The 25,638-nt window shown below is 59.4% G+C and carries 22 protein-coding genes and 5 pseudogenes; 14 read left to right on the forward strand and 13 right to left on the reverse strand.

Annotated features, from left to right (window positions below):
- Nucleotides 1–99: 99 nt before the first annotated feature.
- Complete coding sequence (locus ACP7E6_RS14515; RefSeq protein WP_426230430.1) at nt 100–720, reverse strand: glutathione S-transferase family protein; 621 nt, start codon at nt 718–720, stop codon at nt 100–102.
- Nucleotides 721–1,048: 328 nt separating this feature from the next.
- Between ACP7E6_RS14515 and ACP7E6_RS14520 the strand changes: the two genes are divergently transcribed.
- A complete protein-coding gene (locus ACP7E6_RS14520; RefSeq protein WP_426230431.1) occupies nt 1,049–3,352 on the forward strand; it encodes a PAS domain S-box protein in 2,304 nt (767 codons plus the stop codon).
- Between the two features lie 273 nt (nt 3,353–3,625).
- Here ACP7E6_RS14520 and ACP7E6_RS14525 read toward each other — a convergent pair.
- From ACP7E6_RS14525 to ACP7E6_RS14535, 3 genes and pseudogenes are all read right to left on the reverse strand, one after another.
- Nucleotides 3,626–4,074, reverse strand: a pseudogene (locus tag ACP7E6_RS14525) (DUF1348 family protein).
- A gap of 16 nt (nt 4,075–4,090) precedes the next feature.
- On the reverse strand, nt 4,091–4,717 hold the full coding sequence (locus ACP7E6_RS14530; RefSeq protein ID WP_426230432.1) for a pyridoxamine 5'-phosphate oxidase family protein: 627 nt from the start codon (nt 4,715–4,717) through the stop codon (nt 4,091–4,093).
- 170 nt (nt 4,718–4,887) lie between these two features.
- The gene (locus ACP7E6_RS14535; protein WP_426230433.1) at nt 4,888–5,877 is read right to left on the reverse strand and encodes an alpha/beta fold hydrolase; all 990 of its coding nucleotides are present in this window, start codon (nt 5,875–5,877) and stop codon (nt 4,888–4,890) included.
- A gap of 330 nt (nt 5,878–6,207) precedes the next feature.
- Here ACP7E6_RS14535 and ACP7E6_RS14540 point away from each other — a divergent pair, with 330 nt between their 5' ends.
- From ACP7E6_RS14540 to ACP7E6_RS14555, 4 genes are all read left to right on the forward strand, one after another.
- Nucleotides 6,208–7,029 carry a response regulator gene (locus ACP7E6_RS14540; protein ID WP_426230434.1) on the forward strand — a complete coding sequence of 274 codons (822 nt, stop codon included), beginning with the start codon at nt 6,208–6,210 and terminating at the stop codon, nt 7,027–7,029.
- A gap of 287 nt (nt 7,030–7,316) precedes the next feature.
- Nucleotides 7,317–8,090, forward strand: a complete 774-nt coding sequence (locus ACP7E6_RS14545; RefSeq protein WP_426230435.1) for an alpha/beta fold hydrolase — start codon at nt 7,317–7,319, stop codon at nt 8,088–8,090.
- Nucleotides 8,091–8,130: 40 nt separating this feature from the next.
- On the forward strand, nt 8,131–9,078 hold the full coding sequence (locus ACP7E6_RS14550; protein ID WP_426230436.1) for a helix-turn-helix domain-containing protein: 948 nt from the start codon (nt 8,131–8,133) through the stop codon (nt 9,076–9,078).
- 28 nt (nt 9,079–9,106) lie between these two features.
- The gene (locus ACP7E6_RS14555; protein ID WP_426230437.1) at nt 9,107–9,655 is read left to right on the forward strand and encodes a carboxymuconolactone decarboxylase family protein; all 549 of its coding nucleotides are present in this window, start codon (nt 9,107–9,109) and stop codon (nt 9,653–9,655) included.
- 230 nt (nt 9,656–9,885) lie between these two features.
- Here the strand turns inward: ACP7E6_RS14555 and ACP7E6_RS14560 are convergent.
- Nucleotides 9,886–10,292 (reverse strand): annotated as a pseudogene (locus ACP7E6_RS14560) (DUF6130 family protein).
- A gap of 154 nt (nt 10,293–10,446) precedes the next feature.
- Nucleotides 10,447–11,784: a glutamate-5-semialdehyde dehydrogenase gene (locus ACP7E6_RS14565; protein WP_426230438.1), complete on the reverse strand. Its 1,338-nt coding sequence runs from the start codon at nt 11,782–11,784 to the stop codon at nt 10,447–10,449.
- A gap of 115 nt (nt 11,785–11,899) precedes the next feature.
- On the opposite strand from ACP7E6_RS14565, the gene ACP7E6_RS14570 reads away from it, so the two are divergent.
- A complete protein-coding gene (locus ACP7E6_RS14570) occupies nt 11,900–12,382 on the forward strand; it encodes a winged helix-turn-helix transcriptional regulator (RefSeq protein WP_426230439.1) in 483 nt (160 codons plus the stop codon).
- 3 nt (nt 12,383–12,385) lie between these two features.
- Here ACP7E6_RS14570 and ACP7E6_RS14575 read toward each other — a convergent pair whose 3' ends face one another.
- Both ACP7E6_RS14575 and ACP7E6_RS14580 read right to left on the reverse strand, forming a co-directional pair.
- On the reverse strand, nt 12,386–12,772 hold the full coding sequence (locus tag ACP7E6_RS14575; RefSeq protein ID WP_426230440.1) for a response regulator transcription factor: 387 nt from the start codon (nt 12,770–12,772) through the stop codon (nt 12,386–12,388).
- Nucleotides 12,773–12,849: 77 nt separating this feature from the next.
- On the reverse strand, nt 12,850–13,506 hold the full coding sequence (locus ACP7E6_RS14580; protein ID WP_426230756.1) for a response regulator transcription factor: 657 nt from the start codon (nt 13,504–13,506) through the stop codon (nt 12,850–12,852).
- Nucleotides 13,507–14,014: 508 nt separating this feature from the next.
- On the opposite strand from ACP7E6_RS14580, the gene ACP7E6_RS14585 reads away from it, so the two are divergent.
- Together ACP7E6_RS14585 and ACP7E6_RS14590 are read left to right on the forward strand one after the other, a co-directional pair.
- Nucleotides 14,015–14,539, forward strand: coding sequence for a cytochrome P460 family protein (locus tag ACP7E6_RS14585; RefSeq protein WP_426230441.1), 525 nt, complete (start codon nt 14,015–14,017; stop codon nt 14,537–14,539).
- A gap of 69 nt (nt 14,540–14,608) precedes the next feature.
- Entirely contained in the window at nt 14,609–15,007 is a 399-nt protein-coding gene (locus ACP7E6_RS14590; RefSeq protein WP_426230442.1) for a DUF305 domain-containing protein, read from the forward strand.
- Between the two features lie 56 nt (nt 15,008–15,063).
- Here the strand turns inward: ACP7E6_RS14590 and ACP7E6_RS14595 are convergent, their stop codons facing one another.
- Nucleotides 15,064–15,969, reverse strand: a complete 906-nt coding sequence (locus tag ACP7E6_RS14595) for a LysR family transcriptional regulator (RefSeq protein WP_426230443.1) — start codon at nt 15,967–15,969, stop codon at nt 15,064–15,066.
- 105 nt (nt 15,970–16,074) lie between these two features.
- Between ACP7E6_RS14595 and ACP7E6_RS14600 the strand changes: the two genes are divergently transcribed.
- Together ACP7E6_RS14600 and ACP7E6_RS14605 are read left to right on the forward strand one after the other, a co-directional pair.
- A complete protein-coding gene (locus tag ACP7E6_RS14600) occupies nt 16,075–16,998 on the forward strand; it encodes an SDR family NAD(P)-dependent oxidoreductase (RefSeq protein WP_426230444.1) in 924 nt (307 codons plus the stop codon).
- Complete coding sequence (locus ACP7E6_RS14605) at nt 16,995–17,825, forward strand: NAD(P)-dependent oxidoreductase (RefSeq protein ID WP_426230445.1); 831 nt, start codon at nt 16,995–16,997, stop codon at nt 17,823–17,825. Before ACP7E6_RS14600 ends, ACP7E6_RS14605 begins: the two co-directional genes overlap by 4 nt.
- Nucleotides 17,826–17,900: 75 nt before the next feature.
- On the opposite strand, the pseudogene ACP7E6_RS14610 reads toward ACP7E6_RS14605, so the two are convergent.
- Nucleotides 17,901–18,202, reverse strand: a pseudogene (locus ACP7E6_RS14610) (hypothetical protein).
- On the opposite strand from ACP7E6_RS14610, the gene ACP7E6_RS14615 reads away from it, so the two are divergent.
- Nucleotides 18,105–18,338, forward strand: coding sequence for a hypothetical protein (locus ACP7E6_RS14615; protein ID WP_426230777.1), 234 nt, complete (start codon nt 18,105–18,107; stop codon nt 18,336–18,338). The pseudogene ACP7E6_RS14610 and the gene ACP7E6_RS14615 overlap by 98 nt on opposite strands.
- Here ACP7E6_RS14615 and ACP7E6_RS14620 read toward each other — a convergent pair.
- The 3 genes and pseudogenes from ACP7E6_RS14620 to ACP7E6_RS14630 all read right to left on the reverse strand — a co-directional run bounded on the left by ACP7E6_RS14620 (nt 18,302) and on the right by ACP7E6_RS14630 (nt 22,678).
- A pseudogene (locus tag ACP7E6_RS14620) lies at nt 18,302–19,056 on the reverse strand (IS5 family transposase). The gene ACP7E6_RS14615 and the pseudogene ACP7E6_RS14620 sit on opposite strands and share 37 nt — an antisense overlap.
- Nucleotides 19,057–19,224: 168 nt before the next feature.
- Nucleotides 19,225–19,743: pseudogene (locus tag ACP7E6_RS14625) on the reverse strand (prolyl oligopeptidase family serine peptidase); the annotation flags it as partial.
- A gap of 85 nt (nt 19,744–19,828) precedes the next feature.
- Nucleotides 19,829–22,678 (reverse strand): ATP-binding protein, encoded by a 2,850-nt coding sequence (locus ACP7E6_RS14630; protein WP_426230446.1) that lies wholly within the window; start codon nt 22,676–22,678, stop codon nt 19,829–19,831.
- A 274-nt stretch (nt 22,679–22,952) separates the two neighbouring features.
- On the opposite strand from ACP7E6_RS14630, the gene ACP7E6_RS14635 reads away from it, so the two are divergent.
- The 3 genes from ACP7E6_RS14635 (at nt 22,953) to ACP7E6_RS14645 (ending at nt 25,629) form a co-directional block, all read left to right on the forward strand.
- Nucleotides 22,953–24,047, forward strand: a complete 1,095-nt coding sequence (locus tag ACP7E6_RS14635; RefSeq protein ID WP_426230447.1) for an enoyl-CoA hydratase/isomerase family protein — start codon at nt 22,953–22,955, stop codon at nt 24,045–24,047.
- A gap of 53 nt (nt 24,048–24,100) precedes the next feature.
- Complete coding sequence (locus tag ACP7E6_RS14640) at nt 24,101–24,907, forward strand: SDR family NAD(P)-dependent oxidoreductase (RefSeq protein ID WP_426230448.1); 807 nt, start codon at nt 24,101–24,103, stop codon at nt 24,905–24,907.
- Between the two features lie 125 nt (nt 24,908–25,032).
- Complete coding sequence (locus ACP7E6_RS14645; protein WP_426230757.1) at nt 25,033–25,629, forward strand: VOC family protein; 597 nt, start codon at nt 25,033–25,035, stop codon at nt 25,627–25,629.
- Nucleotides 25,630–25,638 lie beyond the last annotated feature (9 nt).

Consider the following 25,638-nt stretch of genomic DNA (forward strand, 5'->3'; position numbering starts at 1 on the left):
AGGTTTGTCGGAAGGGCGCCGATGCTCAGGATCGACGAGCGCCAGGATGTCGGAGTTCAGCTCCTCGGCGTGCATTGACAGCATTCCATGCCAGGAGGCCTAAGCGGCGGTCGCTTTGAGGCCGACGGTCGCCTTTTCGAACGGCACGAACCCAGGAAGCATTTCGATCCTTCCGAGCCATGCCTCGACATAGGGGAATTCGATCAGGTCGATGCCGCCTTCCGGCGCGCGGGCGACATATCCATAGAGCGATAGGTCTGCCAGCGTGGGACGCCCTGCAACGAGCCAGTCCGCTTGCTTGAGCTCGGAGTCCAGCAACTTCAGCAGTCGATAGGATCGGCCCAGCACGTCCTCGGGGACCTGCTTCCTGCCGAACAGGCTGACACGCCGCGCAGCAGCGGGACCGTAGGCCACTTCCCCGGCGGCGATCGAAAACCATTTCTGAACCTGCGCGGCCCCGAGTGGATCTCCGGGGAGCCAGTCGTCCCTGCGATACTTCATCGCGAGGTAGACGAGGATGGCGTTCGAGTCCGAAACAACGGCTCCGTCGTCGACGAGTACTGGAACCTGGCCGAACGAGTTCAACTTCAGAAACTCCGAGGACTTCTGCTCGGCTTTTGCAAAATCGACCAGCACCAATTCCACAGGCACTTCGAGCAAGGAGAGCAGCAGCCTTACCCTGTGCGAGTGACCCGACCGAGGGTTGTGATAGAGTTGCATCGGCGTCCTCCAGTTAAGAGTGAGGGCGGTGTGTCGCCCTCCGGATCCCGAGTAGCTCTGGGAACGGAGACGGTCTTTCGAAAAAGTCCGTTATGAGGAAGCTGCTATGTCGTACGACGGCCCTGGTGAGGAAGGAGCCACAGGCGACGTCCGCTATCGAGTGCTGGATCTCGTCGAACCGGGCGGGCCTGCGAGTTCACGCCCAGAGTACCCGTGTCGAGGATCATCTTGGAAAGCCGGCACGCAATCGTACTTTGAGGAAGTCCGCCGTATTGCCGATAGTTCGCGTCCTGCTACGTTAAGCTTGAAATTTTCGGGTGGAACGATCATGGACAGCATTGCAGGCCTGCGGAGGCTCCGCGCCCTTTCGGCGGTCGGAGATCGCGAGACGATCGCCGCCGCTCTCGTCGAAGCATGTCTGAGCTCGGATGCCGTCAGTCAGGCGGACGTGATATTCCTTCCCGATACCTTTTCGCCTCCGGACGTGCCGACGTCAGCCCTATTGTCCCTTCGGAGCAGCCGGATGCCCGTCGTTGCAACGCTCGGCGATGCGGTGACCGTCCTGTTCGTCCCGCTCGTCGTCGGCGACACCATCCTGGCGATCTTGAAACTTCACGGCCATTCGCCATTCAGTACCGACGCCACCACCGCGTTCGAGCTCCTTGCGTCGTACGCGGCGGCGCTCCTGGAAAGGTGCGACCTCGCGCTCAAACTGGAGGAAGAAAGTGAGAAGGTCCGCATCGCCGAGCTCGAACGTCGGCGATTTTGGGACACGCTACCCGCCCACGCCTGGCATTGCGAACCCAATGGAAACCTCGTGGCGGTAAATGAGGCTTTTGCTGAGTTCTTTGGTCTGAAGGACCAGAAGGTCGCGGAGTTCGGATATCATAACATCTTTCATCCCGACGACTATGAAAGGGTCATGGGGATCTGGATCGAGGCGATATCCAAAGAGCTTCCTGGGCAAGCCGAAAGCCGCATGGTTGGTGCGGACGGTACGAGCCGTACGTTCCTGATCCGTGTCGTTCCTATACGCGACGAAGATGGGACTATCATCCGCTGGTACGGCGTCAACACCGATGTCGAGGACCTGAAGCTGGCCCAGCGCGAAATCGCCAAGACCGCGGAGGCGCTAGCGGAGGCGCAAAAGATAAGCCACACGGGAAGTTGGTCATGGCGTTGCGAAGACGATGTGTTCTCGTGCTCCACCGAGTGCGCACGCATCTTCGGGTTGGAACCGGACGACACGCCAACCTTCGAGGCGATGCTCAAAAGACTGCATCCCCACGACAGGCCGGGGCTGGACCCCGTTCAAAACTCTCTCGACCCCTCGATCGAAGAGATGGATAACGAGCTGAGGGTCGTACTTCCCACGGGGCTCACGACCATCGCGGAAAGTCGCATACGCATCGTCCGTGACGACAAGGGCCACGTCACGGATTATGTCGGGACAGTGCGGGATGTCACGGAGTACCGACTTGCTCAGAACAGACTTCGGGAAAGCGAGCGACGTTATGCGGCGACCCTGTCGAGCATTGCAGACGCCGTCATCTCCGCCGACGACCGAAATCGCCTTACCTTCATCAATCCCGTTGCCGAACGCCTCACGGGCTGGAACCACGAAGATGCGGTAGGACGCCCCGTCGAAGACGTCTTCCGGCTCGTTGACCGGGGACGGGGAACCGTCGTCGATCCGGTTTCCGAACTTCTGCGACAGGAGGTCGATCCCGCCCATGAAATTCATTACGAGCTTCGCACGAGGGCGGGTTCAAACCTCGTCGTCGAGGCCTCGGGAGCGCCCATCATCGATGGTGACGGCGAACTGAAAGGTGCTGTAATCGTGTTCCGCGATATGACTCAGCGCAACGAAATCGCGGAAGCTCTGCGGCGATCGCACGAGGATCTGGCGAGAATGGCGCGCCTGACGGCCGTTGGAGAGCTGGCTGTCTCGATTGCCCACGAAATGAACCAGCCTCTGATGGCGATCGTCACAAACGCTGCTGCCTCCCGAGCCTGGCTTCAAAACAGTGATCCGGACATCAAGGAAGCGGTGGAGGCAATCGGATCGGTCATCGAGGACGGACATCGCGCCGGGGAGGTCTTGCGCGGGATCATGACCCTCGCCCGCAACGCTCGACCCAAGATCGAAAGACTGAGCCTCAGGTCCGTGATGGACGAGGTCCTTCAATTGACAAGGAGCGAGCTACGTCAGCGGGGCGTGGAAATCCTCATCGATATCGACGACACCGCAGACGCCGTGAGCGGCGACCGCGTGCAGCTTCAGCAGGTTCTTATCAACATGATTATAAACGGCGCCGACGCCATGGCCGTCACGGGCGACAAGCGTACGATCAACGTCGCGTCAAAGGGGCGATCCGACGAGTTTACCCAGATAAGCGTCTCTGACAATGGGGTCGGGCTCGCGCCTGAAACGGCGGAGCGAGTGTTCGAGTCCTTTTTCACCACCAAGGCGACCGGAATTGGCATGGGACTGTCGATCTGTCGTTCGATCATCGAAGCTCATGACGGTCGGATCTGGGTCGATAGCGAACCTGCAAAGGGTACGACGTTCAGCTTTACACTACAGCGTCTGCCATCGGAGACAGGGCAATCCGAAGCTTCTGCAAGATAGGGGGTGGGGATCGAAACTCGTGTAGGAGAGATGGATGCGGCTGTTCAGCTCGCACACGCCGAAGCACTGCTCCTGCTCGAAACCTAGACTTACGAACGGCCCGCAGACCGATTCGAGCCGGAGCGCCGTAGTCGTGCGGAGCTGAAGCCTGCCACGGCCGACTCCTTCCGGCGGTTACCAGACTGACATCATGTCTCTAAGGTTTGGCCGCCACAGGCGTCCATCGGTCGGGCGAATTGTTGAGCGAGTGGTCGAAGCCGCATCGCGCTGTCTTCAGAATCCATAGTGACAAAGGCCCCAATGTCCGTCGGGCCTTCTGCCGAGCGGCCAATGGAATGCGCGGTCCTCGGACGCGATCGGATGCTCGTTGATCGAGGCGTGACGATAGGTCATGAGGCCGTCGGCGTTGAATTCCCAGTTTTCGTTGCCGTACGCTCGAAACCACGTACCGCTATCGACATGGAATTCGTAGGCGAACCGCACCGCAATCCGGTTTCCACGGAAAGCCCACAGCTCTTTTATGAGGCGGTAGTCGAGCTCCCTCGCCCATTTCCTGGCGAGGAAGGATTCGATGGCCGGGCGACCGTGGACGAACTCGTCGCGGTTCCGCCAGTGGCTGTCGGCGCTGTAGGCAAGCGACACCTTGTGGGGATCGCGGGAATTCCAGCCGTCCTCCGCCTGGCGGACTGCAATGTCAAATGGTCGAGCGGCGGACGCGTCATGTTCAATCCTCGCAGCTCACCTTTTGGACGCGGCAGCTTTCAACGCTGCGATCTCGGCTTCCAATTCCTTGATCCGGACGTCCCTGCTCTCCATTGCTTTCAGCACCTCGTTCGCCTCGAACCTTAACGGGATGTGCTGGGGGCAGTTCGCGTCCCAGGCGTCGACGTTGAACTGGATGACCTGTTCGGGTCGTGCCTGATAACCTTTGGGCATTAGATTGTTGATTAGCGCCTGGTCTCCCTCGACGACGCTTGCCGTTCCCCAAATTTTGACGCGGGACCGGCTGCCATAGTCGATCAGAAACAGATAGGCCTTGTCGTTGTCGGCGAGGTTCCCCTGTGTGATGTATTGCCTGTTGCCAACGTAGTCGACGAACGCGATCGTCTTATCGTTGACAACCCTGAGAAACCCCGGCGGTCCGCCTCGATGCTGGATATAAGGCTGGCAGTCCTTGTTGGCGGTCGCCATGAAGAAGCTGATCTGGCTTTCGACGAAAACCTTCAGCTCCGGCGTGATCGCCGTCGCCCATCCACCGCGTTCCTCAACACGGGCGTAGGACCGTCGCGACCCTTTTCGGGTCTGTATCTCTTTCACGGAGGGAGTGAAAGCGACGTCGCTCGAGTAGTGTGTGTCCGCGTCCATTGATCCTGCTCGTTTTACGCGCGCAGCGCAGCGCTGCGGTTCCGCAGTCTCCTATCAAACACCCCCGTAGACAAGGCGGGCGAGTTTCGGTTCGTGCTCTAACATTTCCGGCATCACGTAGCTGAGGGGCGCCACCACGCAGGGAGGATGCGTGGTGGCGTATCCTCGATCTAGTTCCGGCCGAGTTTTCGATCGAGGAAATCGTGAATGAGAGGCGCCATCACCGGAAGCTTGTCCTCGAGAGCGAAGTGGCCGGTGTCGAGAAGATGCATCTCGGCGTGCGGCAGGTCTCGCAGATAGGGCGAGGCCCCGTCGGCGGGGAAGATCTTGTCGTTCTTGCCCCATACGATCAGGGTCGGCGGCTTCTTCTCTCGAAAAAATTTCTGAAATGCCGGATAGAGAGGGACGTTGGTGCCGTAGTCGCGGAAGAGGTCCAACTGGATGTCGCGGTTGCCGGGACGATCAAGCAACGGCTGGTCATGTCCCCAGTTGTCAGGATCGATATGCGCGAGGTCGCTCATGCCGTCCGTATATTGGAACTTCGTAGTCTCAGGCTTTACCAGCACTGAAAGAGCTTCGCGGTTGGCCGGCGTATCGTCCTTCCAATACGCCTTGATAGGATCCCAGAACGCAGTCAGTCCCTCTTCATACGCGTTGCCGTTCTGAACGATCAACGCCGAGACGCGGTCAGGATGCTTGAGCGCGAGGCGGTAACCCACTGGGGCGCCGTAGTCCATCACGTACATTGCATATTCCTTGACGTTCAACTGGCCGAGGAGGCTGTCGACGATGTCGGCGTAGTGCTGGAACGTGTAGGCAAACTGCTTGTGGTCGGGAGCGTCGCTCTGGCCGAAGCCCGGATAGTCCGGAGCAATCACGTGATACTTGTCGGCAAGGATCGGGATGAGGTTTCTGAACATGTGCGACGACGTCGGAAACCCGTGCAGCAGGAGCACGACCGGCGCGTCCGCGGGGCCGGCCTCCCGATAGAAAACCTTCGTCCCGTCAACGTCGGCGGTATGGTAGGTGACCTGGGGAACGACGAGCTTTTCTTCAGCAACAACCTTCTTCGCGGCATAGGAGATAGTGGGCAGGGCCGTGGATGCGGAGAAGGCCAATGCGAACGCCAACGCTGTCCGGCTCAAGATCATGGTTTGCATAGTATCCTCCGATTTGAGTGTTTAACGATGGTCCAAACCCATCTAGTTCGTCGGTCGGCTCCGGGAGTAGGTTCTTCGGGACGCCTGTTGGATTGCTACGCTCAATGAAGCTGAAGGACGAGCAAGTTGCGGTAAGCCGACGTGAGTTCCCGTGAAGTCCTGTCGCCCGGAGTCGACCAGACAGGGAAATTCCTAGACGATGGTATAGTTTTTCACGACTTACTCCGACCTAGCATGGCCATAAGGCGAATTGTCGTGCCTCGAACGCGCGCGTACGTTTCCTGCATGACAGCAGTGCAGTGAACATTTGCAGCAGGCGGGGAGACAGCCATGCAAGTCCAGTTCGATACGCGCCGGCAGACGGCTTACGAACATTCGAACAGATCATCGGGCGAGCAGTCACGAGACGGTATGGACGGCGCGATCCAATTTGGGCGCTTCTGCGCCATTCCTCATTCCCGGCAGCTCCTGATGGATGGAAGACCTCAGGAGATCGGCGGCCGCGCCTTTGACCTACTCATGGTGCTCCTGAAATCGAACGGCGGCATAGTCAGCAAGGACGAAATCCTAAACAAGGTCTGGCCCTCGATGATCGTCGAAGAGTGCAACCTCCGCTTCCAGGTGAAGTCGCTGAGGCGGGCGCTCGGCCCCGACGGCGACAAGATCAAGACTGTCGTAAGACGGGGCTACATGCTGATCCGAGAAGACTCCGGCGACCGTAGCCCCGGAATAGAAATCGCACCCTTGCCGACGCTTTTGAAGGCCGCCCCGACCCCGGTGGCGACGCCTCACACCCCTCTAGTCGCACTGATCGAAGACGACGAAAGCGTCCGCCGCGCCATCTCCTCGCTTCTCCGGTCGGTAGGTCTGCGAGTTGGCTCGTATGAATCCGTGCAGTCGTTCCAAGATCGCGGCAAGGATGAAAGCCCGGACTGCCTGATCCTCGACGTCTGTCTTCCCGGACGGAATGGTCTGGACTTTCAAGCGGATCTTCTAAAGACGGGTTTGTTCTGCCCTATCATCTTCATCAGCGGTCACGCGGACATCCAGATGTCGGTGCGCGCGATGAAGGCCGGAGCGGTGGAATTCCTGACGAAGCCGGTTCGGCACCAGGATCTGCTGACTGCGGTGGACAGCGCGGTCGGGCGCTGACGCGACGGACAATCGGGGAGCGAAATGCAAAGGGGAGCCCGCAGCAGTTGTCGGCCGGCTCCCTTTTTGCACAGCTTCGCATTGCAACAACGCTGCACGCTTGCCCCTGCAGCGCGTTCAAGATGCACGCGCGTGGAGCGCTGATTAACGCGGCTGTTCATGCGCGTCCCCACCGGATCTCACAATGCATCGTGACAACTCACACCGATGGAATCCGACCCGTAGTAACCTCGTGGGCAGATGAGTTAGACGCCATGTCGGCTCCAAAACCAAGCGAGGTGAATGCGATGAACAAGTGGCTCACAAGTACGGCTATCCTGGCCTATCTGCTGTTTACGACGGGCGCGGAGGCTGCGTCCAAGCCGACCATTGTCCTCGTCCACGGCGCGTTTGCCGAGTCCGCAAGCTGGGACGGCGTCGCGGAGAAGCTTCTGAAGGACGGCTATCCGGTGATCGCCGTGGCAAACCCTCTGCGGGGACTGAAGTTCGATTCTGACTACGTGACGGCGGTCGTTAAATCTATCGACGGACCGATTGTTTTGGTCGGCCACTCGTATGGGGGGTCGGTCATAACGGACGTCGAAACCGAAGGTACGGGCGTCAAGTCGTTGGTCTTCGTCGCTGGGTTTGCTCCCGACGCGGGAGAAACCGCAAGCGAACTAGGCAAGCGATTTCCTACGGGGACCTTGGGCCCGACGCTTTCCACCCCCGTTCTTCAGCCGGACGGGAAGCACGACGTGTACATTCAGCAGAGTAAGTTCTGGAAGCAGTTTGCTGCGGACGTGCCGGAGGAGAAAGCGTCGCTCATGGCGGCAGCCCAACGCCCCATTACGGTCGAGACATTCGATGAGAAGTCCGGCGAACCGTCGTGGAAGCGGCTGCCGTCGCATTTCATCTACGGGACGGCCGACAACAACATTCCTGCTGACCTCCACCAATACATGGCCAAACGTGCGAAGGCCAAGAAGACCATCGCCGTCGAAGGCGCGTCACACGTCGTGATGATCTCACATCCGGACATGGTGTCGGCGATGATCGAACGCGCAGCAGAGGACAAATAGGCGCGCTACGCTGCACCCAACATCCTGAATGGAGCATGAAATGCAGACCAGTATCGCCATAAAGGTGAGCTTAAGACTGATAAGGAACGCATTCGGAACCATCGACGACTGCCTGCATGTCGAACATTTTCGCGTCCCCGATCCCAACATCTCCCTCTCGAAATTGACGCGGGAGAACGGGCACACGGCAATCACGACGTCGTTGGGGTCGGGGGCCGGGACTTTCGTGGTCGCGGCGCAGGACTCAGAACTGCGCCTCGAACAGAGGGGGCGCGTTCTGTTTCAAGGACTCATGGTCGAGGAGAGCGTGTCCTTCGTCGAAGGGCCGGCCCCTATCACCGTCGAACTTCACCCCGACGCCTGCCTCTACGTCCTGACGTTCCTCAAGACGCCGCATGGCGGACCTTGCTCCGTCACTGGCGGACGGTTCAACCTTCGCGACTTGCGTCTGGCCGAACTCGTTGCCGAGATAACTGAGTGCTCCGTAGAGAAACGGACGGAACTGACGAGAGAGTTCGCGCGCCTGGCATTCGAGCGTTACTCGTCCCTCCCTCGCGTCCATCCTCTTTCGGCGTGGAGGTTGAATCGCGTCCGGCGCTATGCGGAAACGCGTCTGGACCAGCGCATTACACTGGAGGAGTTGGCAGACGTGGCCGGTTTCTCCCGCGCGCATTTCGCGGCGACCTTCAAGGCGGCCACCTCAGTGAGCGCGCACGAGTTCCTGCTGAGAATGCGTATCCAAGCGGCGATGAGGCTGCTTGCCTTCTCGGATCTCGCCCTCGTTCAGGTGGCGCTGCAGACCGGTTTTCAAAACCAGCCGCATTTCACGACTGTCTTCAGAAGGATTATGTCGGTGACTCCTGGCAGATGGCGGGACAGCCGTCGAGGGCCAGGCCCAGCCGCCGATGGCCCGGCTCGGCGTCCCCCGCTCGTCATCGATCACCGGCGGAATGAGCCAGATGGCAAACCTGCCTCCGATCTTCACTAGAACGCACAACCCACGGAAGGAGAAAATCATGGCACGCATTCCAATCCCAGCCACCCTGGAGGCTGCACCGGAAGCATCGAAAGCAACGCTAGAGGCGGTCAGGACGCAGATCGGCTCGCTTCCAAACGTCTTCAGGATGATGTCCAACAGTCCTGCGGTCCTGGACGCCTACGTGGCGCTAAACGGAGCGCTCGGTAAAGGTAGGCTCGACAAGAAGATCCGCGAGCGGATCGCGTTGGCCATCGCGCAAAAAAACGGGTGCGAATATTGTCTTGCCGCTCATACCTACACCGGGACGCATGTCACCAAGCTTAGCCTCGAGGAGATCGCGGCCGCGAGGCGCGGCGGGTCGTCTGAGGCGAGAGCCGGCGCCGCAGTCAAGTTCGCAGTGAGGATCGCCGAGGCGCGAGGTGGCATCTCGACTGAGGACGTCGATGACGTAAAGGCAGCAGGATTCGACGACGGCGAGCTGCTGGAGATCGTCGCGCATGTCGCCGCGAACACGTTCACCAACTATCTCAACGAAGTCTTCAAGACGGACATCGATTTCCCGAAAGTGGAACGCGACGCCGCGTGACCACTCCTCCGCCAATATCTTGAAAATAGAACCCCGGCAGGCGCCCAACGCCTGCCGGGGTTTTGGCGATGGACACGATTCAGGCATATGAGATGCAACGACTCCAGACCGGTCGCAAAAGAACAGGCCCTCGCGGTGGGGGATCGCGAGGGCCTGCTTTCGGAGATCGCGGCCTGTTAGGGGATCAGGCGGTGCGTGGTTGGCGGGTTCCGCGAGCGATCTCCGTGGAGCTAGATGTTCGGACTAGACCCTTCCGGTATGTCGAAGCTGACCGTCTTCGCCGCGAGGACACGATGACTGGGATCGGCGAGTTCGACGAAAACCTTATGCCTGCCCCGCCGGAGACCGACGATGATCAAAGTCTCGCCGCTGGCGTCGACGAAGTGCCAGGGCAGATCGTCGACCTTACTTGAACGTGACCGATCCGCGGCGAGACCTGAAGGGCGGCCCTTCCGAAGACTGGGACGATACGAAGGTTTTCCGCCCAGTACTGAATGAACACCTAGCCGCGCGACAGAGGATCGGACAACGGCTGGTCGACAATGAGTTCCGGCGCTGGCTCGTCCTCGATGGGGATCAGCGGGCACGGACCGCGTATGTCGCGAGCGCTGGGTGTTGTAACTGTCTCTCGGGCCATGACGATCTCCAAACTGACTTGCCGGATCGGCGACCGCCGGGACCTTCCCTAAGCGGCAACCATCTCATGGCCGAGTGTCGTCCTTGTAGCCGTCAAAGTCGAAAGAGTTCGCGTGAGAGACCGTGGTATACGCTTGGAGACGGCTGCGACCGTCCTAAGGCCGCGATTGCCCTGTGCCGATGACTTGCCACTTGTACGTCGTGAGCCCCTCGAGTGCGACTGGGCCTCTCGCGTGGAGACGCCCGGTCGAGATGCCGATCTCGGCGCCCAGCCCGAATTCGCCACCGTCGGCGAACTGGGTCGAAGCGTTCCACATGACGATCGCGCTGTCGACACCCGACAGGAAGCGAGACGCGGCCTCCTCGTCCGCTGTGATGATCGCATCTGTGTGCTGAGATGAATGCCGCCCTATATGCGCGATCGCCCCTTCCACCCCATCGACCATCGCGACCGAACATATCGCGTCGAGATACTCGGTATCCCAGTCTTCAGACGTCGCTGGAACCATCCGGGGGTCTAGGTCGATTGACAAGTCGTCGGCGCGCAATGCACAGCCGGCGTCGGCAAGCGCGGCGACAAGCTTGCGCGCATAAGGATATCGGCGGTCGATCAACAGGGTCTCCGTTGAACCGCATACGATCGTTCTCCGCATCTTCGCGTTGACGACGATCCTTTCGGCCATGTCCGGATCGGCTGCGGCATGGACGAAGGAGTGATTGATGCCGTCACGATGGGCGAGGACCGGCACGCGCGCATCTGCCAGTACCCGCTCGACGAGCCCTTTCCCACCGCGCGGGATGATTACGTCGATGAGACCTTGTGCTCGCAGCAATGCTCCTACTATCGCGCGATCAGTCGTCGGCGCCACCTGAACCGCGTTGCGCGGCAGCCCTGCTTCGACGATGCCATCCGTCAAGGCTGCATGGAGCGCGAAATTGGTGCGCTCGGCGTCGGAGCCTCCTCTCAGCAACGCGGCATTGCCAGACATCAGGGCGAGACCACCGGCGTCCATGGTGACGTTCGGGCGACTTTCGAAAATGATGCCGACCACTCCGAGCGGAACTCTGATCCGCTTCAGCAACAGCCCGTTCGGCTGCACCTTGCTGTCGATCACCTTTCCGACGGGATCGTCGAGCGAGGCAACGGACTCGAGTGCGGCCGCGATCTGCTCGACGCGGGCTGCATCCAGCTTCAGCCGATCCCGCATAGGTGGCGTGATTCCAACCTGGTCGGCTTCGTGGACGTCTTCGGCGTTCGCGGCAAGAATATCCGACTTCGCCTCACGGGTCAGACGAGCTGCGGCTCGAAGCGCTTCCGCTTTCTGTACGGTGGGCGCTAGCGACAGGATTGCCGATGCGCCCCTTGCTCGTTTTCCCATTTCGGCAACAAGTGCGTCCGCCTCCCGATCGGAAACCGACGGTCGACGGTCCGACGCAGCCCTCGCGCCGGAAGACGGTTCACCTCTAACCATGGTTTCGCGCATCTCAAGCATTTATCGCTCCGTTGATCACCGAGACCTTGCTCCCTAGCAACGTCTCGTAGTAACTACCATAATAGTAGTTAACTCCTAGCCTTCCCACGCACGCCTTTCAAGTCTGGACTTCGCCTTGAAGCACAAGAGTTTTGAGACCATGCAATGCCCCGTCGCACGGAGCCTCGAGCAGCTTGGCGAGTGGTGGTCGATGCTGATCCTCCGCGACGCTCTGCACGGATATTCGCGTTTCGAGGAGTTCGAGCGCAGCCTTGGAATTGCACCGGGCATGCTCGCCAGACGTCTTAAATCTCTGGTCGAAGCGGGGATGCTCGAGCGCCGTCGTTACAGCGCGTCGCCGCCCCGCTACGAATACATCGCCACAGAACGATGCCGCGACTTCGAGACGGTTCTCCATGCCATGCTCGCGTTTGGCAACCGGCACTTCGCCCCCGAGGGCAAGAGCGTTGTGATCGTCGACGCCGAGACCGGAGCGGAGGCGGAACCCGTCCTTACGGACGCCGTGAGCGGTCGACCGATGTCGCACCCCAATTTCCGCTGGACGGCAGGGCCTGCGGCCGCGGAAGACGTACGCCAACGCTACGCTTTGAAGCGTTAGGCCTTATACCGGGTCGGCCTTCAATGCGACCCGGACGGCGTCAAGCAGATCGGAAGGATTGACCGGCTTGAGGAACACGTTGGTCGCGCTGGAGCTGCGAGATCGGCTTCCGTTCGCGGCGTCTGCGTGAGCGGTTATCAGGATCGATGGAATGGTGAGCGCCATGTCCGAAAGCTTGTCGAGCAGATCCAGTCCTGAAATCCCGGCAAGGTGTATATCGGTGATCAAGCAACGCGCGGCGGCCAGTTCCGCCGAGGCGAGAAACTCTTCGGCGGAGGCGAATGCGGCTACGCGAAACCCGGATGCCCGCAGCAGGCCCCTGAGGGCGTCGCGAACCGACGCGTCGTCCTCGACGCAGATTACGAGAGGCGGATTGACAGTTTCAGTCATCGAACGATCCTGTTGCCCCGATCCCCAGGGTGGGGCGCCCGCTGCCAACTCACGTGCGAGCGCACGTGGGTCGAATGCTAGTTTCCAATCGATGGGCTGCCTCTCCCGCCCAGCTCGAGAAGGTCATAGTGGCGTACGAGTTCGGGTAGCGTCTGCACATGCATCTTCTGCATGACGTTTCCGCGGTGCAACTTCACTGTCGCTTCAGTGATACCTAGCATCGATGAAATCTGCTTGTTGCGCTTTCCCTCCACGACGAGCACGAGGACCTCCTGCTCCCGCTTCGTGAGCCTGTCGAAGTTGGCGCGCGCGCCCGCGGCCGCCGCCTCTTTCTTCACCGAGCCGCTCTCTCGTCTCAGCGCGGCATGGACGGCATCAAGCAGATCCTGCTCTCTGACGGGCTTGGTGAGGAATTCCGCCGCGCCGGCCTTCATTGCGCGAACGGCGATCGGCACGTCGGCATGCCCGGACATGAAGATCACCGGCTTGAGGAAACCGCGCGAGCGCACTTCCTCGTAGAATTCGATGCCGCTCTGGCCGGGAAGCCTGACGTCCAGGATCATGCATCCCACAGATGCCAGTTGCCCCTTCGCCCAGAACTCACCCACGGAGGAAAATGCCTCCACGTCGAACCTCATGGACCGGAGTAGGCCGACGAGAGACTCGCGAACGCCCCGGTCGTCCTCGATGACGACCACCAGCGAAGAACCTTCCCCACCCTGTCTTTGGCTCATGTGTCCCCCATCGCTCCAGACACCCGGGTCGAAAGGTGAGAATGCTATGCCTGGAACGTGTTGAACGCCAGAGCGGACATCGTCGGCGTCATGCGTTTGGTATTCCATGATGCAAATGGTCCGTGGGCCGTCGAGCGAGGAGATGTTCGGCGACCTGGCCAAAGAGAAGGGCCAGGCGCCCCTTATGATCGACCAAATGATCCGACGTTTACGAGAAACTCGAGAAGCAAGCATCTCTGGAATGTAGGTCATGAGCGATCCTAGTTGGGCCTAACTTCATCATGACGACGCCCCCGACCTGCGTTTATCGAAAGCGTACGATTTCGCGCGCGTCTCCTTTCCCGGCGCATGGGCCATCATCGCACGAATTCGAAATATGCGTGCGAACTCCCACCATAGTGTGCTCGGAATGGGGTTCGGAGCCTCAGGAATGGAGATCGCTAGAACACCCCTCAAATACACGCGGTTGGAGCCGTCAGCGTGAACTCACTCTGATTCGGAGGTTAAAATGCAAAAAGCCCCAAGACTATGGATATCGTTCCTGGGCGTTTCCGCGGTCTCGATCGCCGCAGCGGCCATCGGCGGCGCGGTGGAAAACGTTTCGCCGGTCTACGGCGTCAGTCTTCCCGGAGGGTACCGGAACTGGCGCATGATCACCGTCGCCCACGAGGCGGGCAAGAACAACGACATTCGCGCTATCCTTGGAAATGACGTCGCCTATGAGGCGTTCCGCTCGGGCAAGAAGCCTTTTCCAGACGGTTCGATAATCGCCCGCCTGGCATACGTCTACAAGTCGTCGCCGGAAAACGACGCCGTATTTCCGGCGCCCCAATCCTTTGTCGCCGGCGATCCGACGAACGTCCAGATCAGCGTGAAGGACTCGAAGAAATATGCCGAAAGCGGCGGCTGGGGCTACGGACAATTCGAAAATGGGATCGCCAACCGAAGCGAGCCGCTCTTGAAGAGCTGTTTTGCCTGTCACCAGAAACTGAACGGGTCGAAGGACCTCGTGTTCAGCCACTACTCCCCGTGAGCGTGGACGCGGACGTCAATAGAGAAAGGTAGTTCAATGCGAACGAAGTACCTGCGGATCATCCTCGCCATGCTTGCCGCCGAAACCCTCTTCATCAATCCCGTCGCTGCCGAAGACGCGGTCCATGGCAGCATGGCGCACATGAATGTCAGCGGACACGAAGCGGCCTACATGGCCGAAAATGCGGCCGCGATGAGCAAGATGATGACAGAGATGGATGTGAAGCCGACGGGAGACGTTGATCGCGACTTCGTGGCAATGATGACGCCGCACCATCAGGGCGCCATCGACATGGCGGCCGCGGTCGTGAAACACGGCAAGAACCAGAGGATTCGAGAGATCGCGCAGAAGATCATCGCCGATCAGCGGCAGGAGATAGCTGCAATGAAGCTCGCAGTCGGCGACCCCGCGTCGCCTTCGGCAGAGGGCGCGACCTGCGCGACCACATGCGCGCAATCTCTCCCGTAGTGACGGATCGAAATCGCCACGCCGATTTGTAGCTGCCGGTCAGCGGTCAGGTGATGTTAGGACCGGGCCATCCTCTCGGGGTGGTTTTGATCGCGCAGGAAAGCGACGAATGCCCGCATGGAGGCATTCAGATGGCGGTGTCTGGGGTAATAGAGATGCAGTCCCGGATAGGGCGGTGTCCACTCTCCTAGCAGTTCCACCAGAGCTCCGGCTTCCAGGGCGGGTGAAGCCATCCACTTCGTCACGTATGCAAGGCCGTAGCCATGGACCGCCGCTGCAAGAATGAGCCTAGAATTGTCAAGCACGAGGCCGCCCGTTGTTTCGACGACCAGTGGTTCCCCTCTCCGTTCGAACTCCCAGCGGTACAGGCCGCCTCCGGGCATTCGTAGCTGAACGCAACGATGGTCTTGTAGGTCAGCTGGCGATCGTAACGCAGGACGGCCTGCAACATACCCTGGTGCGGCGACGACGATATGCTGCTGCATCGGCCCGACTGGGATTGCGACCATGTCCTCCGAGATGATTTCGCTGGAACGGATGCCGCAATCGAACCCGTTTTCAGCGATGTCGACAAGCCGTCGTTCACTGACGATTTCGACCCGCACGTCAGGAAACGCCGCCATGAATTCGAGCATCAAAGGAGCCAGGACCTGCTCTGCGGCCGCCGCATCCGCGTTGATCCGCAACGTTCCAGAAGGCTTGGAATTGAACTCGCCAAGTTCGTCGGCGGCGTCGGCGATCTCAGCAAGTGCTGGGCGAAGTCGGGCGAAAAATCGTCTGCCGGCGTCGGTGAGCGATACGTTGCGGGTGGAGCGGTGGAAAAGCTGCACATTGAGGCGGGTCTCCAGGCTCGCGACGCTGTGGCTGAGAGCGGAAGGACTGAGACCGCTTCGTCGAGCCGCAGCTCGAAAACCGCCGTACTCCGCGACCCCAGCGAAAGCTGCCAGCTCGGCGGGCGACAAGGCGCCTACCGTTCGAAATCTCTCAGCATGCCGTTGGTCGTTGTCCATCTAATCAGCACAATGACTAAATGCTATCTCAAACACAACCCAACGAAAGGAACTAAAATGTCTAAGCAAATTCCATTCGGCTTCACATCGACCGCATCTGAGGTTCTCGCTGGCGTCGATCTGTTCGGCAAGACAATAGTCGTGACTGGCGGGGCTAGCGGCATAGGCATTGAAACGGTGAAGAGCCTCGCTGCGGCGGGTGCGTCTGTGACCATAGCGGCAAGGCGTGTCGACGCCGCTGAGGAAGTTGCAAGCGGCCTGAGGGCGGAGACCGGCAACTCGAAAATTGACGTCCGTCCGCTAGACGTCGCCGACCTGCAGTCGGTACACAGGTTCGTGTCCGACTGGGACAAACCAATTCACGCTCTTGTGAACAATGCTGGCGTCATGATGGTGCCGGAACTCGAGCGGACCGATGAAGGATGCGAGCTTCAGTTCGGCACGAACTTCCTGGGCCACTTCGCGCTGACGGTCGGGCTACGTCGTTACCTCGCCGCCGCCAACGGCGCTCGAGTCGTATCCGTAAGCTCGAACGGCAGCCTCTTTGGCCCAGTCATCTGGGATGATCCGCACTTCCACTTCGCACAGTACAATCCGCTGCTGGGATACGCTCAATCAAAAACGGCCTGCATCCTTCTGTCGGTTGGGATCAAAGATCGATGGTCGTCCGATGGCATCGTCTCAAACTCCCTCAATCCTGGTGCCATCGCAACAAACCTTCAGAGGCACACCGGTGGTCTCAAGACTCCTGAACACCTTCGCAAGAACCCTGAGCAAGGCGCCTCGACGTCCGTGCTGCTTGCAGCGTCGCCCCTCGTCGAGGGCGTCAACGGCCGATATTTCGACAATTGCCAAGAGGCGCCCGTGATCGCTCGGCGGCTGGATGGAAAGCTCGAAGGCGTCGCGCCCTACGCGCTCGACAGCGCCAATGCGGATCGACTGTGGGAAATGGCGCTCCGGATCGTGGGGGAAGCGAAATGAGCGACGCCGTTCGGGTAGGCTTCATCGGCCTCGGCGATCAAGGTGCGCCGATGGCCATAGCGATCGCGAAGAAGTTCGATCTGCACGTCTGGGCGCGACGGGCCGTCTCCTATGACGGGCTTCGGGGCGCCCGGCACATGAAAGAGAACGATCCTGTCGAACTTGCAGGAAAAGTGGACGTTCTCTGCCTGTGCCTTCGTGGCGATTCCGACCTGCATGACCTTCTGTCTGACCCCTCCCTGCTCCCCGCATTAGGCAAGGGAGGGACAGTCGTGAGCCATGCGACCGGCGATCCCGCCGAGGCCGAAGGCTTCGAACGAATGACCGAAGAACAGGGCGTGCATTTCCTGGACGCGCCGGTCAGCGGCGGGCGTCCTGGCGCGGAGGCGCGATCCATGACCTGTTTCGTCGGCGGGCGGACCGATGCGCTGGATCGAACCCGGCCGGTCATCGAGTGCCATAGCAAGCATATCGTGGCGATGGGAGCGGCCGGATCCGGACAGATGGCGAAACTATGCAACAACGCTCTCACCGTCTCGAACATGCGAAACGTTGTCGAGGTGTTCGCAATGGCTGACAAGCTGGGCGTCTCCCTCGCTGGCCTCCGCGACGCGTTCGCGCACAGCAGCGGCGGAAGCTTCATCCTGCAGACTCTGGGCACCCGAGTGACGGTCGGGAATGCGGCACACATCGCCGAGTTGAACCGGGTGGACGTCGACGAATTCGCGGAGGCAATGCGTCGGAAGGGCGTCGATCCGACGGCGATCCAGGAATGGGCGACAAAGGGTCCGGACGCGCTGGAGGCGTTGGTGCAGAGACTGCAGTAGCAGTGCGGGGAACGAGGCGTCAGCCTCGTTCCCCGCCCGGCGATTTCTTGCACGAAATCGCCGGGCCATTGTTTTTTACTGTCCCAGCCATTGGTACTCTGCGATGGACGCCTTGCCGGACTTCTTGTCGTACAGGCAGATGAGGTTCACCACCTTCTTCGACTTACCGATCTTCTCACGAAGAAGAATCGCAATCTTGCCCGCCGCATCGTCGAAGACCACCGGCGCGGTCGTTCGGGAGACACCATTCGCGATTGGCCGATGCAGGTGCCATTCGCCTTGGCGAACAAGGCATTCCATGCGCTGTCGCTGGAAGCGCTGGCGACTTGGGTCAAAGCAACTACGGTGACGGTGGCGGCAAACGTGGTCTTCAACAAATCAAAACTCCTTGTATCATTCAGAATCACGCCTCGGCGTGGCGTGGGTGATCGCGAAAAAGCATGGCAGGATCACGACCGCTGCTTTAGGGTCGAGACTCAATCGGCCCACCATATGAAGATGGCGGCGATGTAGCATGTTGCTGTGAAGTTGGTTGCAAGCTTGTCATATCGAGTTGCGACGCGTCTTCAATCCTTGAGGCGGCAGAAGGTGCGTTCGATGATGTTTCTACGTTTGTACGCCACAGGATCGAAAGGCTGGATTCGTTTTCTGGTTGGATTGTTGGGGATCACAGGTTCGGTGCCGCGCGCGATGAGGAAGGCGCGCAGAGCGTTGCTGTCATAGGCCGTGTCAGCGGCGCATAGGCGGCTTGGCGGCAGGGTTGCGAGCAGAGGCACGGCAATGGGTGCGTCGCCTCGCTGGCCCGGAGTTATCCTGAGTGCGACGGGACGGCCGCGACTATCGACAACAGCATGAATTTTTGTCGATCTACCGCCCCGCGAGCGGCCGATTGCTTCGCCATCCGCCCCCCTTTTCCTCCTGCTGCCGATCGATGGGCCTTGGACGTGGTGCTGTCGATCATGTGGATATCCCGGTCGGTCGTTTGCACCAAGGCGTCAAACAACCGTCGCCATATTCCGCGTGCCGACCAGCGATGGAACCGGTTGTAGATTGTCGTTGGCGGTCCGTAGCAGGCAGGGCAATCCCGCCACCGGCAACCCGACCGCAGCACATGAATAATGCCACTGATGACCCGGCGGTCATCGATGCGATGAGCGCCAGGCTGGTTGATTGGAAGCAAAGGCGCAATGTTGGACCACTGCCGATCATCAAGCCAGAATTCACCTGCCATGACCAAAACTCCTCTTGTGGAGCGATTGAATCACAATTGTCAATCCAGATCAATGTGTTGAGTGGGTTCTAGCCCTAGAGGAACAGGGTAGTCGACAACGCGAGAGATGAGAATTTGGAACGGCAGCTTTCATCACTCTCCTTGTGACTATCGAAAGGATTCACAGGTCTACTGTGGCGCGATCTCAAGGCGCTGCTTCAAAAGCCAATCCCAAAGCGCAGGATCGTTTAAGGCGGCCCACTCGACGCCCGAGTGGTCCACGCCCTCCAGAACACTCAAACGAGCATTGCGCTTCAGGCCGACAAGACGCTCGTAAAGCACGACCGAATCCGACAATGGAATGACGTCGTCATTGGTGCCGTGGAACACCCAAAAGGCCGCCTTCTCATTTGTTCTGCTCAGATAGTGGCGATTGCCGCCACCAGCGATCGGAACGACAGCGGCAAATTTATCTGGAAACTGTTCCGCCCTCCCCAAAGTCCCGAAACCGCCGCGGCTGAAGCCCACGACATAGACCCGCGTGCGATCGACCTGGTATTTAGACATGACCTCGTCAAGGGCCGCTTCCACTTTCTCGATCGGATACAGCAGTTCCTCACTCGGATTCTGAGGCGAAAATAGGAAGGGGAACGTCCTTCCTTCCTCGATCAATTTCGGAATGCCGTTCGATCTAACCTTCTCGATGTCGCCGGTCGCCCACCGACTAGCGCCAGGTTCGAAAGCCAAATCGACCTCCATCCTGAGGTATCTTTCGACTGCGGAACGACACGAATTATGCCAGTTCGTCTAATAGTTTTTTGGCCAGTTTGACCCTCGGCGCAAAGAATCCCTCACTAAGACGACCATATACAGGCGCAAGGACCTCAAGAGCCTCGTCGTGTTTTTGCACAACTCGCAATCGCTCTGCCAAAGACACAGCCGCAGACAGTTCCCAGTAAACCGCTTGCTGCGCACTAGCCTGCGCCATGGATTGGCGTAGGAGACTCTCGATCAACGCCGGATCACCGGAACCCCGCAGGACGAGAAGTCCAGCTTGTACCCTAAGAATTTCAGGTACGAACCAGCGGTATTCTGTCTCGACCGCAAAGCGCAGCGCCTTGCCGATTTCCTCAAGGCTCTCATCGAACCGACCGATCGCTCCTAATGCGGCGGCAAGCTCCGTGGAAAAAAAGGGATAGAACAGAAGATAAATTGTTTGTTGCATTTCCGCGAGGCCTGAGCGGAGAGGATCGATCCCCGCCTCTGGGTTGTCACTCCTAGCCGCCAGGCTGCCTCGGATACAGAGACCTACTGCGTAGAACGGGCGCAACCCGTGTTTGTACGCGAGATGCACGAGTTCCTCGCCTAAGGTTCTTGCCTTGTCGAATTCACCAAGGCTTAACGCGACGAAGCCGGCTGCCCACGCAAGGGCTACACATAGCACGAATGGTTGATTTGTCTCACGCGCCTCACTAATCGCGCTGTCTGCCGTTCGAGACGCTGCATCCAAAAAACCTTGCGACAGAAGGTTGACGGTATTGTGCGCTCTTGCCGACGTTCGCACATCGGCGCCAAGGCGCATCATATCGCGCCGCCGCCTGGCGGAAGGATACTGGTCAATCGCCCGCTGCAGCCGCTCATTGGCCTCGCCATGCATCGCCATATAAGTTTGCGGTATTCCAATCATCCAAGCAGCCGTTGCGTGAGACTGGAGGTAATCTCCTCTGGCAACCTTCTCATACTTGCGAGCAAAGGCGAGCGCTTCCTTCAATGCCATCGAGCGAGCGGAAAATAGCCACAGTCCACCGCTGGCGCGCTGCTGGTAGTCGAAATCCTGAAATGCATGGGCAAGCGCCAGCCCCCCGAGAAGCATGTCGCGCGCGTGAGGGCTCATTCCCTGAGTATAGATCAGGGCGTAGCCGAGGCTGCATCGCAGAACCATTTCCGAGCGGGTTCCGGTGGCGTCGCCAAGCTGTCCGAGCGCCTTTCCGGCCCACTCGCCTGCCTCGGCGACCAGCGAAACACCGAGCCAGAAATCGCTTGCAGCGGCTGCAAGCGCGACTCCAAGAGCAGAGTCTCCACCAGGCGACAACGCCCAATTTAATGCCGCACGAAGATTGCCAATCTCGCGGCGGTACTCTTCAAGGTCGTCGACCATCACGGCGGACTCGCTCCCTAATGCGAGCGGTGAAAACAGCAGCAGGCAAAATTCCACGAGGCGGCGCATGGCCCGCCCATGTTCATCTAAGGCCGCAAGCTTCTCGAGCGAGTAAACTCGAACGGATTCGAGCAGCCGCCACCGTCGTGCCGCCTCCGATCCCTCCAGCACTACCAGTGACTTGGAAACCAGGCTGGAAATACCAAGTGCGACACTCGATTCCATCTCATCAACCACTGCGGTGGCCGCCTCGATCGTGAACCCCGCAGGGAATATTCCAAGGTGCCGGAGGAGCCGGCGCTCGGCCTCGGGCAGGAGATCGTAACTCCAATCCAGCGTCGCGCGTAGCGTCTGATGTCGCGGCAGGGCGGTGCGACGGCCGCCAGTAAGCAACGCAAAGCGATCGTCAAGGCGTCCTGCGACCTGCTGGATACCGAGCGTTGCCGCCCGAGCAGCTGCTAACTCTATAGCGAGTGGAATGCCGTCGAGTTGACGGCAGATCGAAGCCATCGCCGAAAGTTTCTCACCCGACGGCTCAAAATCTGTCCGCAGTGAACGCGTCCGAGCAACGAACAATTGCACGGCGCTATGATCCAAAGCGTCCTGCGAGCCCTCAAATTCCAATGCCGGCACCTCCAGTGCAAGCACGGAGTAGGCAAATTCACCGTCGATGCGAAGGAGCTCCCGGCTGGTCGCTAACACGCAGACATTCGGACACCCGCGAACGATGTTTTCGGTGAGCGCGGCTGCGGCCTCGATGACGTGCTCGCAGTTGTCGAAGACCAGCATGGCCCTCCTGTCGCCGATCGCCCTGGCCACCAATTCCGGCGAGAGATTTTCACCGTGTGTTTGCAAATTGAGGACATGAGCAACTGTCGACGGAACCAAGTCGGGATCTGATAACGACACCAGCTCAATAAATAAGACGTCGCCCTGGAACTTTGGAAACAACCTGCGTCCAACTTCCAATGCCAGCACTGTCTTTCCGATGCCGCCCGGCCCGGTCAGTGTCACTACACGATGGGCTGAGACAAGGTCGCTGAGTTGTTCGACTGCAGTCTCGCGCCCTACGAGCGGCGATGTTGCCATCGGAATATTGGTCGTGAAGGGAAACACCGGGGACTGCGCCCGCTCGTGCAGATGGTGCTGCGTGGTAGAATTTTCTTGCCGCGCGGTCCAGTCGCCGAGCAGCCGGTAGCCCCGGCCGGCAATTGTCTTGAGGATATCTCGATCGTCGGCGAGAACCTTCCGGATCGCAGAAATATGGACCTGAATCGTGTTGTCTTCGACGACGAGACCGGGCCACACCCGCTTCATCAAATCGTCCTTCGTTACCAGTTCGCCGTCCGATGCTAACAATGTCTCGATAATCTCGAAGGCGCGGCTGCCGATCGGTACCACGGAGCCAAAAGAGCGCAATTCTCGACGCGCGAGATCGACCTCCCAACCGCGGAACTCAAACACGCGTAGTTCGATCTGTCCCACCACGATGACCGTCTCAATTTGTTCAGGTCCGCCAATTTATAATTTAGGCATCGCTTACGCGCAATGGCCGCCGCTTATCGCGTGCATGGAACGGTATCGACCCCTATCGGCAACAATCAGACGGTTTCAGGATATTTCAGGTTTGCTCACGGAGCTTAAGTGGCGCCCCAATTGGACTGCGCCTACCATCTCTTCATCACGAAGACGGGCCGCCGGCCACCGACGATTCCAACGTAACCGTCTGAGAGTTGGCGATTCAATACAGGAGCGCGACATGTCATCAGTATCACTTTCAACTGTACCGCACGGGCGATTGGAGAAGTCGCCGCTTCGTGCCGCAGCAATAGAGAAGAATGTCCCGACCCAGCGAAACTTCATTGGAGCACACCGACACAGTGCTGTCTCAGCAGGAATATTGGCCGTCGCCATCATGAGTGCCAGCGCGGCCCCGGCGGTCGGCGCGGAATTGAGCGCTACCGCACTCGCTCAAATCGCGACAACCCAAGTGACGGCAAAAACTATGCCCCAAAGCGCGACGTCATCCACAAATCAGGTTCTTGTGGAGCGCCGCACGCCTTCCTACTGGCGTGTAACATTCAATAATCCGCCATTCAACATCTTCGGCCCGGAAACCATCCCGCAGCTTAACACCGTGATCACCGCGATCGAAAATGATCCGAACCTCAAGGTCGTCGTATTCGATAGCGCGGTTCCCGGGTTCTTCCTCACCCACTATGATTTTGTTCCTCCGCTGTCGGATTCCACTGGCTTGCCCTCCGGGCCTACAGGTCTTCATCCTCTCCCAGATATGTTGGTACGGTTGTCTCGGGCGCCGGTCGTATCGATCAGTTTGATCCGTGGAAGAGCGACCGGCGTCGGGAGCGAACTTGCGTTAGCGAGCGATATGCGTTTCGCAAGCCGCGAAAAGGCCATCCTGTCTCAATGGGAAGTCGGCGCGGCGCTCGTGCCGGGTGGCGGACCGATGGCAAGGCTTCCAAGATTGGTGGGCCGCGGGCGGGCACTGGAAATTCTGCTAGGCGCCGACGACATCGACGGCGAACTGGCCGAGAGATATGGCTACGTTAACCGCTCGATGCCGGATGATCAGCTTGACGGTTTCGTGAATGCGCTCGCCATGCGCATCTCGAACTTTAACGGCAAAGCGATTGCCGACACCAAGCGGCTGGTCGATTTCGCAAGCCTTCCCAGTGATCCGGAGATCGCCGCTGGATGGGATGCATTCATAACATCCGTTCAACGTCCTGAGGCGCAAGCCAAAATCACCCAACTTATGAAACTGGGTCTGCAAACCAACGGCGAGATCGAACGCAAGCTTGGTCATTACACCGAGGCCCTCACCCAAGACTAACTGGCGGTTCCTCGGACGGATCGAACCACGCAAATCAAACAGGGGAATTTCCAATGACAACCTCCAAAAAAGGTATCGCCGTGATCACAGGCGCCTCGGCGGGTATCGGAGCGATCTACGCCGATCGCCTGGCGCATCGCGGGTACGATCTCATCCTCGTGGCACGCAACCAAAGCGCGTTGGCCGACGTGGCCCACCGCCTGGTCAGCGCAACGGGTCGTAACGTGAAGACAGTCGCTGCCGACCTCAACGACAAGGCGGATCTGAAGGGAATCGAGACGCTGTTGGCCACCAATCCCGCCATCACCATGCTGGTCAACAACGCCGGCGTCGGCGCCCTGGTATCGCTGCTTGAATCAAACGTCGATGAGATGGAGGCGATGATCGCCTTGAATATCATCGCGCTGACACGGCTTACATACGCTGTTGTTCCGGCTTTCGTGGCCAGCGGACGTGGCACGATCATCAACATCTCCTCGGCCGTCGCCATCGCGCCGGAGATTTTGAACGGAGTCTATGGCGGTACCAAATCCTTTGTACTGGCGTTCGGCCAATCCCTTCACAAGGAGCTTTCCGACAGGAATATCCGTATCCAAACCGTGCTCCCCGGAGCCACCGCGACCAAATTCTGGGTCGCGGCCGGTGGCTCCTTGGAACACCTGCCCAGCAAGATGGTCATGCAATCGGATGACCTCGTCGATGCAGCACTTGCCGGCCTGGACCAGGGCGAACACGTCACGATTCCCTCACTTCCGGATGGGGCCGATTGGGACGCATACGAAGCGGCACGGCAAAGACTGATCCCGAGCCTTTCCCTTAGCACCCCGTCGGCTCGCTACCGCACCCCGGCCACCGTTTAGTGCCGATGCACATCAACCAACCAACAAGAGAAGAGGAAACGACAATGCCACAGATAGAAGAAGCCCATCAGGGAGACAAAAATTCCAAACCCACAATTGAGACCGCACACGGCCGATCTCTGGACATGAAGCTCGAGGTCGTCACCATCCCGGTTTCGGATGTGGAACGCGCCAAGACTTTCTACACAGGCCTTGGCTGGAGACTGGATGCCGACTTTACTGTCGGAGACGCGTTCAGGGTCGTGCAGGTTACACCTTCCGGCTCACCCAGTTCCGTGCACTTTGGAACGAATGCTACTTCAGCTGAGCCAGGCTCTGCTCAGGGCCTCTTTCTTATCGTCTCGGACATCGAAACGACGCGGGCCGAACTTATAGTCCGCGGCGTCGCGGTAAGCGACGTGTTTCACCGTGCAGGTCCGGGAAAGCCTGCGATCAGCGGCCGAGACCCGCAGCGGCGCAGCTACGGGTCGTTCGCCACATTCAGTGACCCGGACGGCAACACCTGGCTCCTGCAGGAGGTGACCGACAGGCTGCCAGGCCGCGTGGACACGAACACAACGAACTTCACGTCATCGACCGAGCTTGCGGCCGCGCTTCGACGCGCCGCCTCCGCACACGGCGAGCACGAAAAGCGGAACGGTGATCAACATGATGCAAACTGGTCAGACTGGTACGCCGCATACATCGTAGCGGAACAGGCCGGTCAGCCCCTGCCGCTCTGAGACAGAGCT

This window comes from Pararhizobium sp. DWP3-4, from assembly GCF_049898205.1.
Lineage (GTDB): Bacteria > Pseudomonadota > Alphaproteobacteria > Rhizobiales > Rhizobiaceae > Pararhizobium.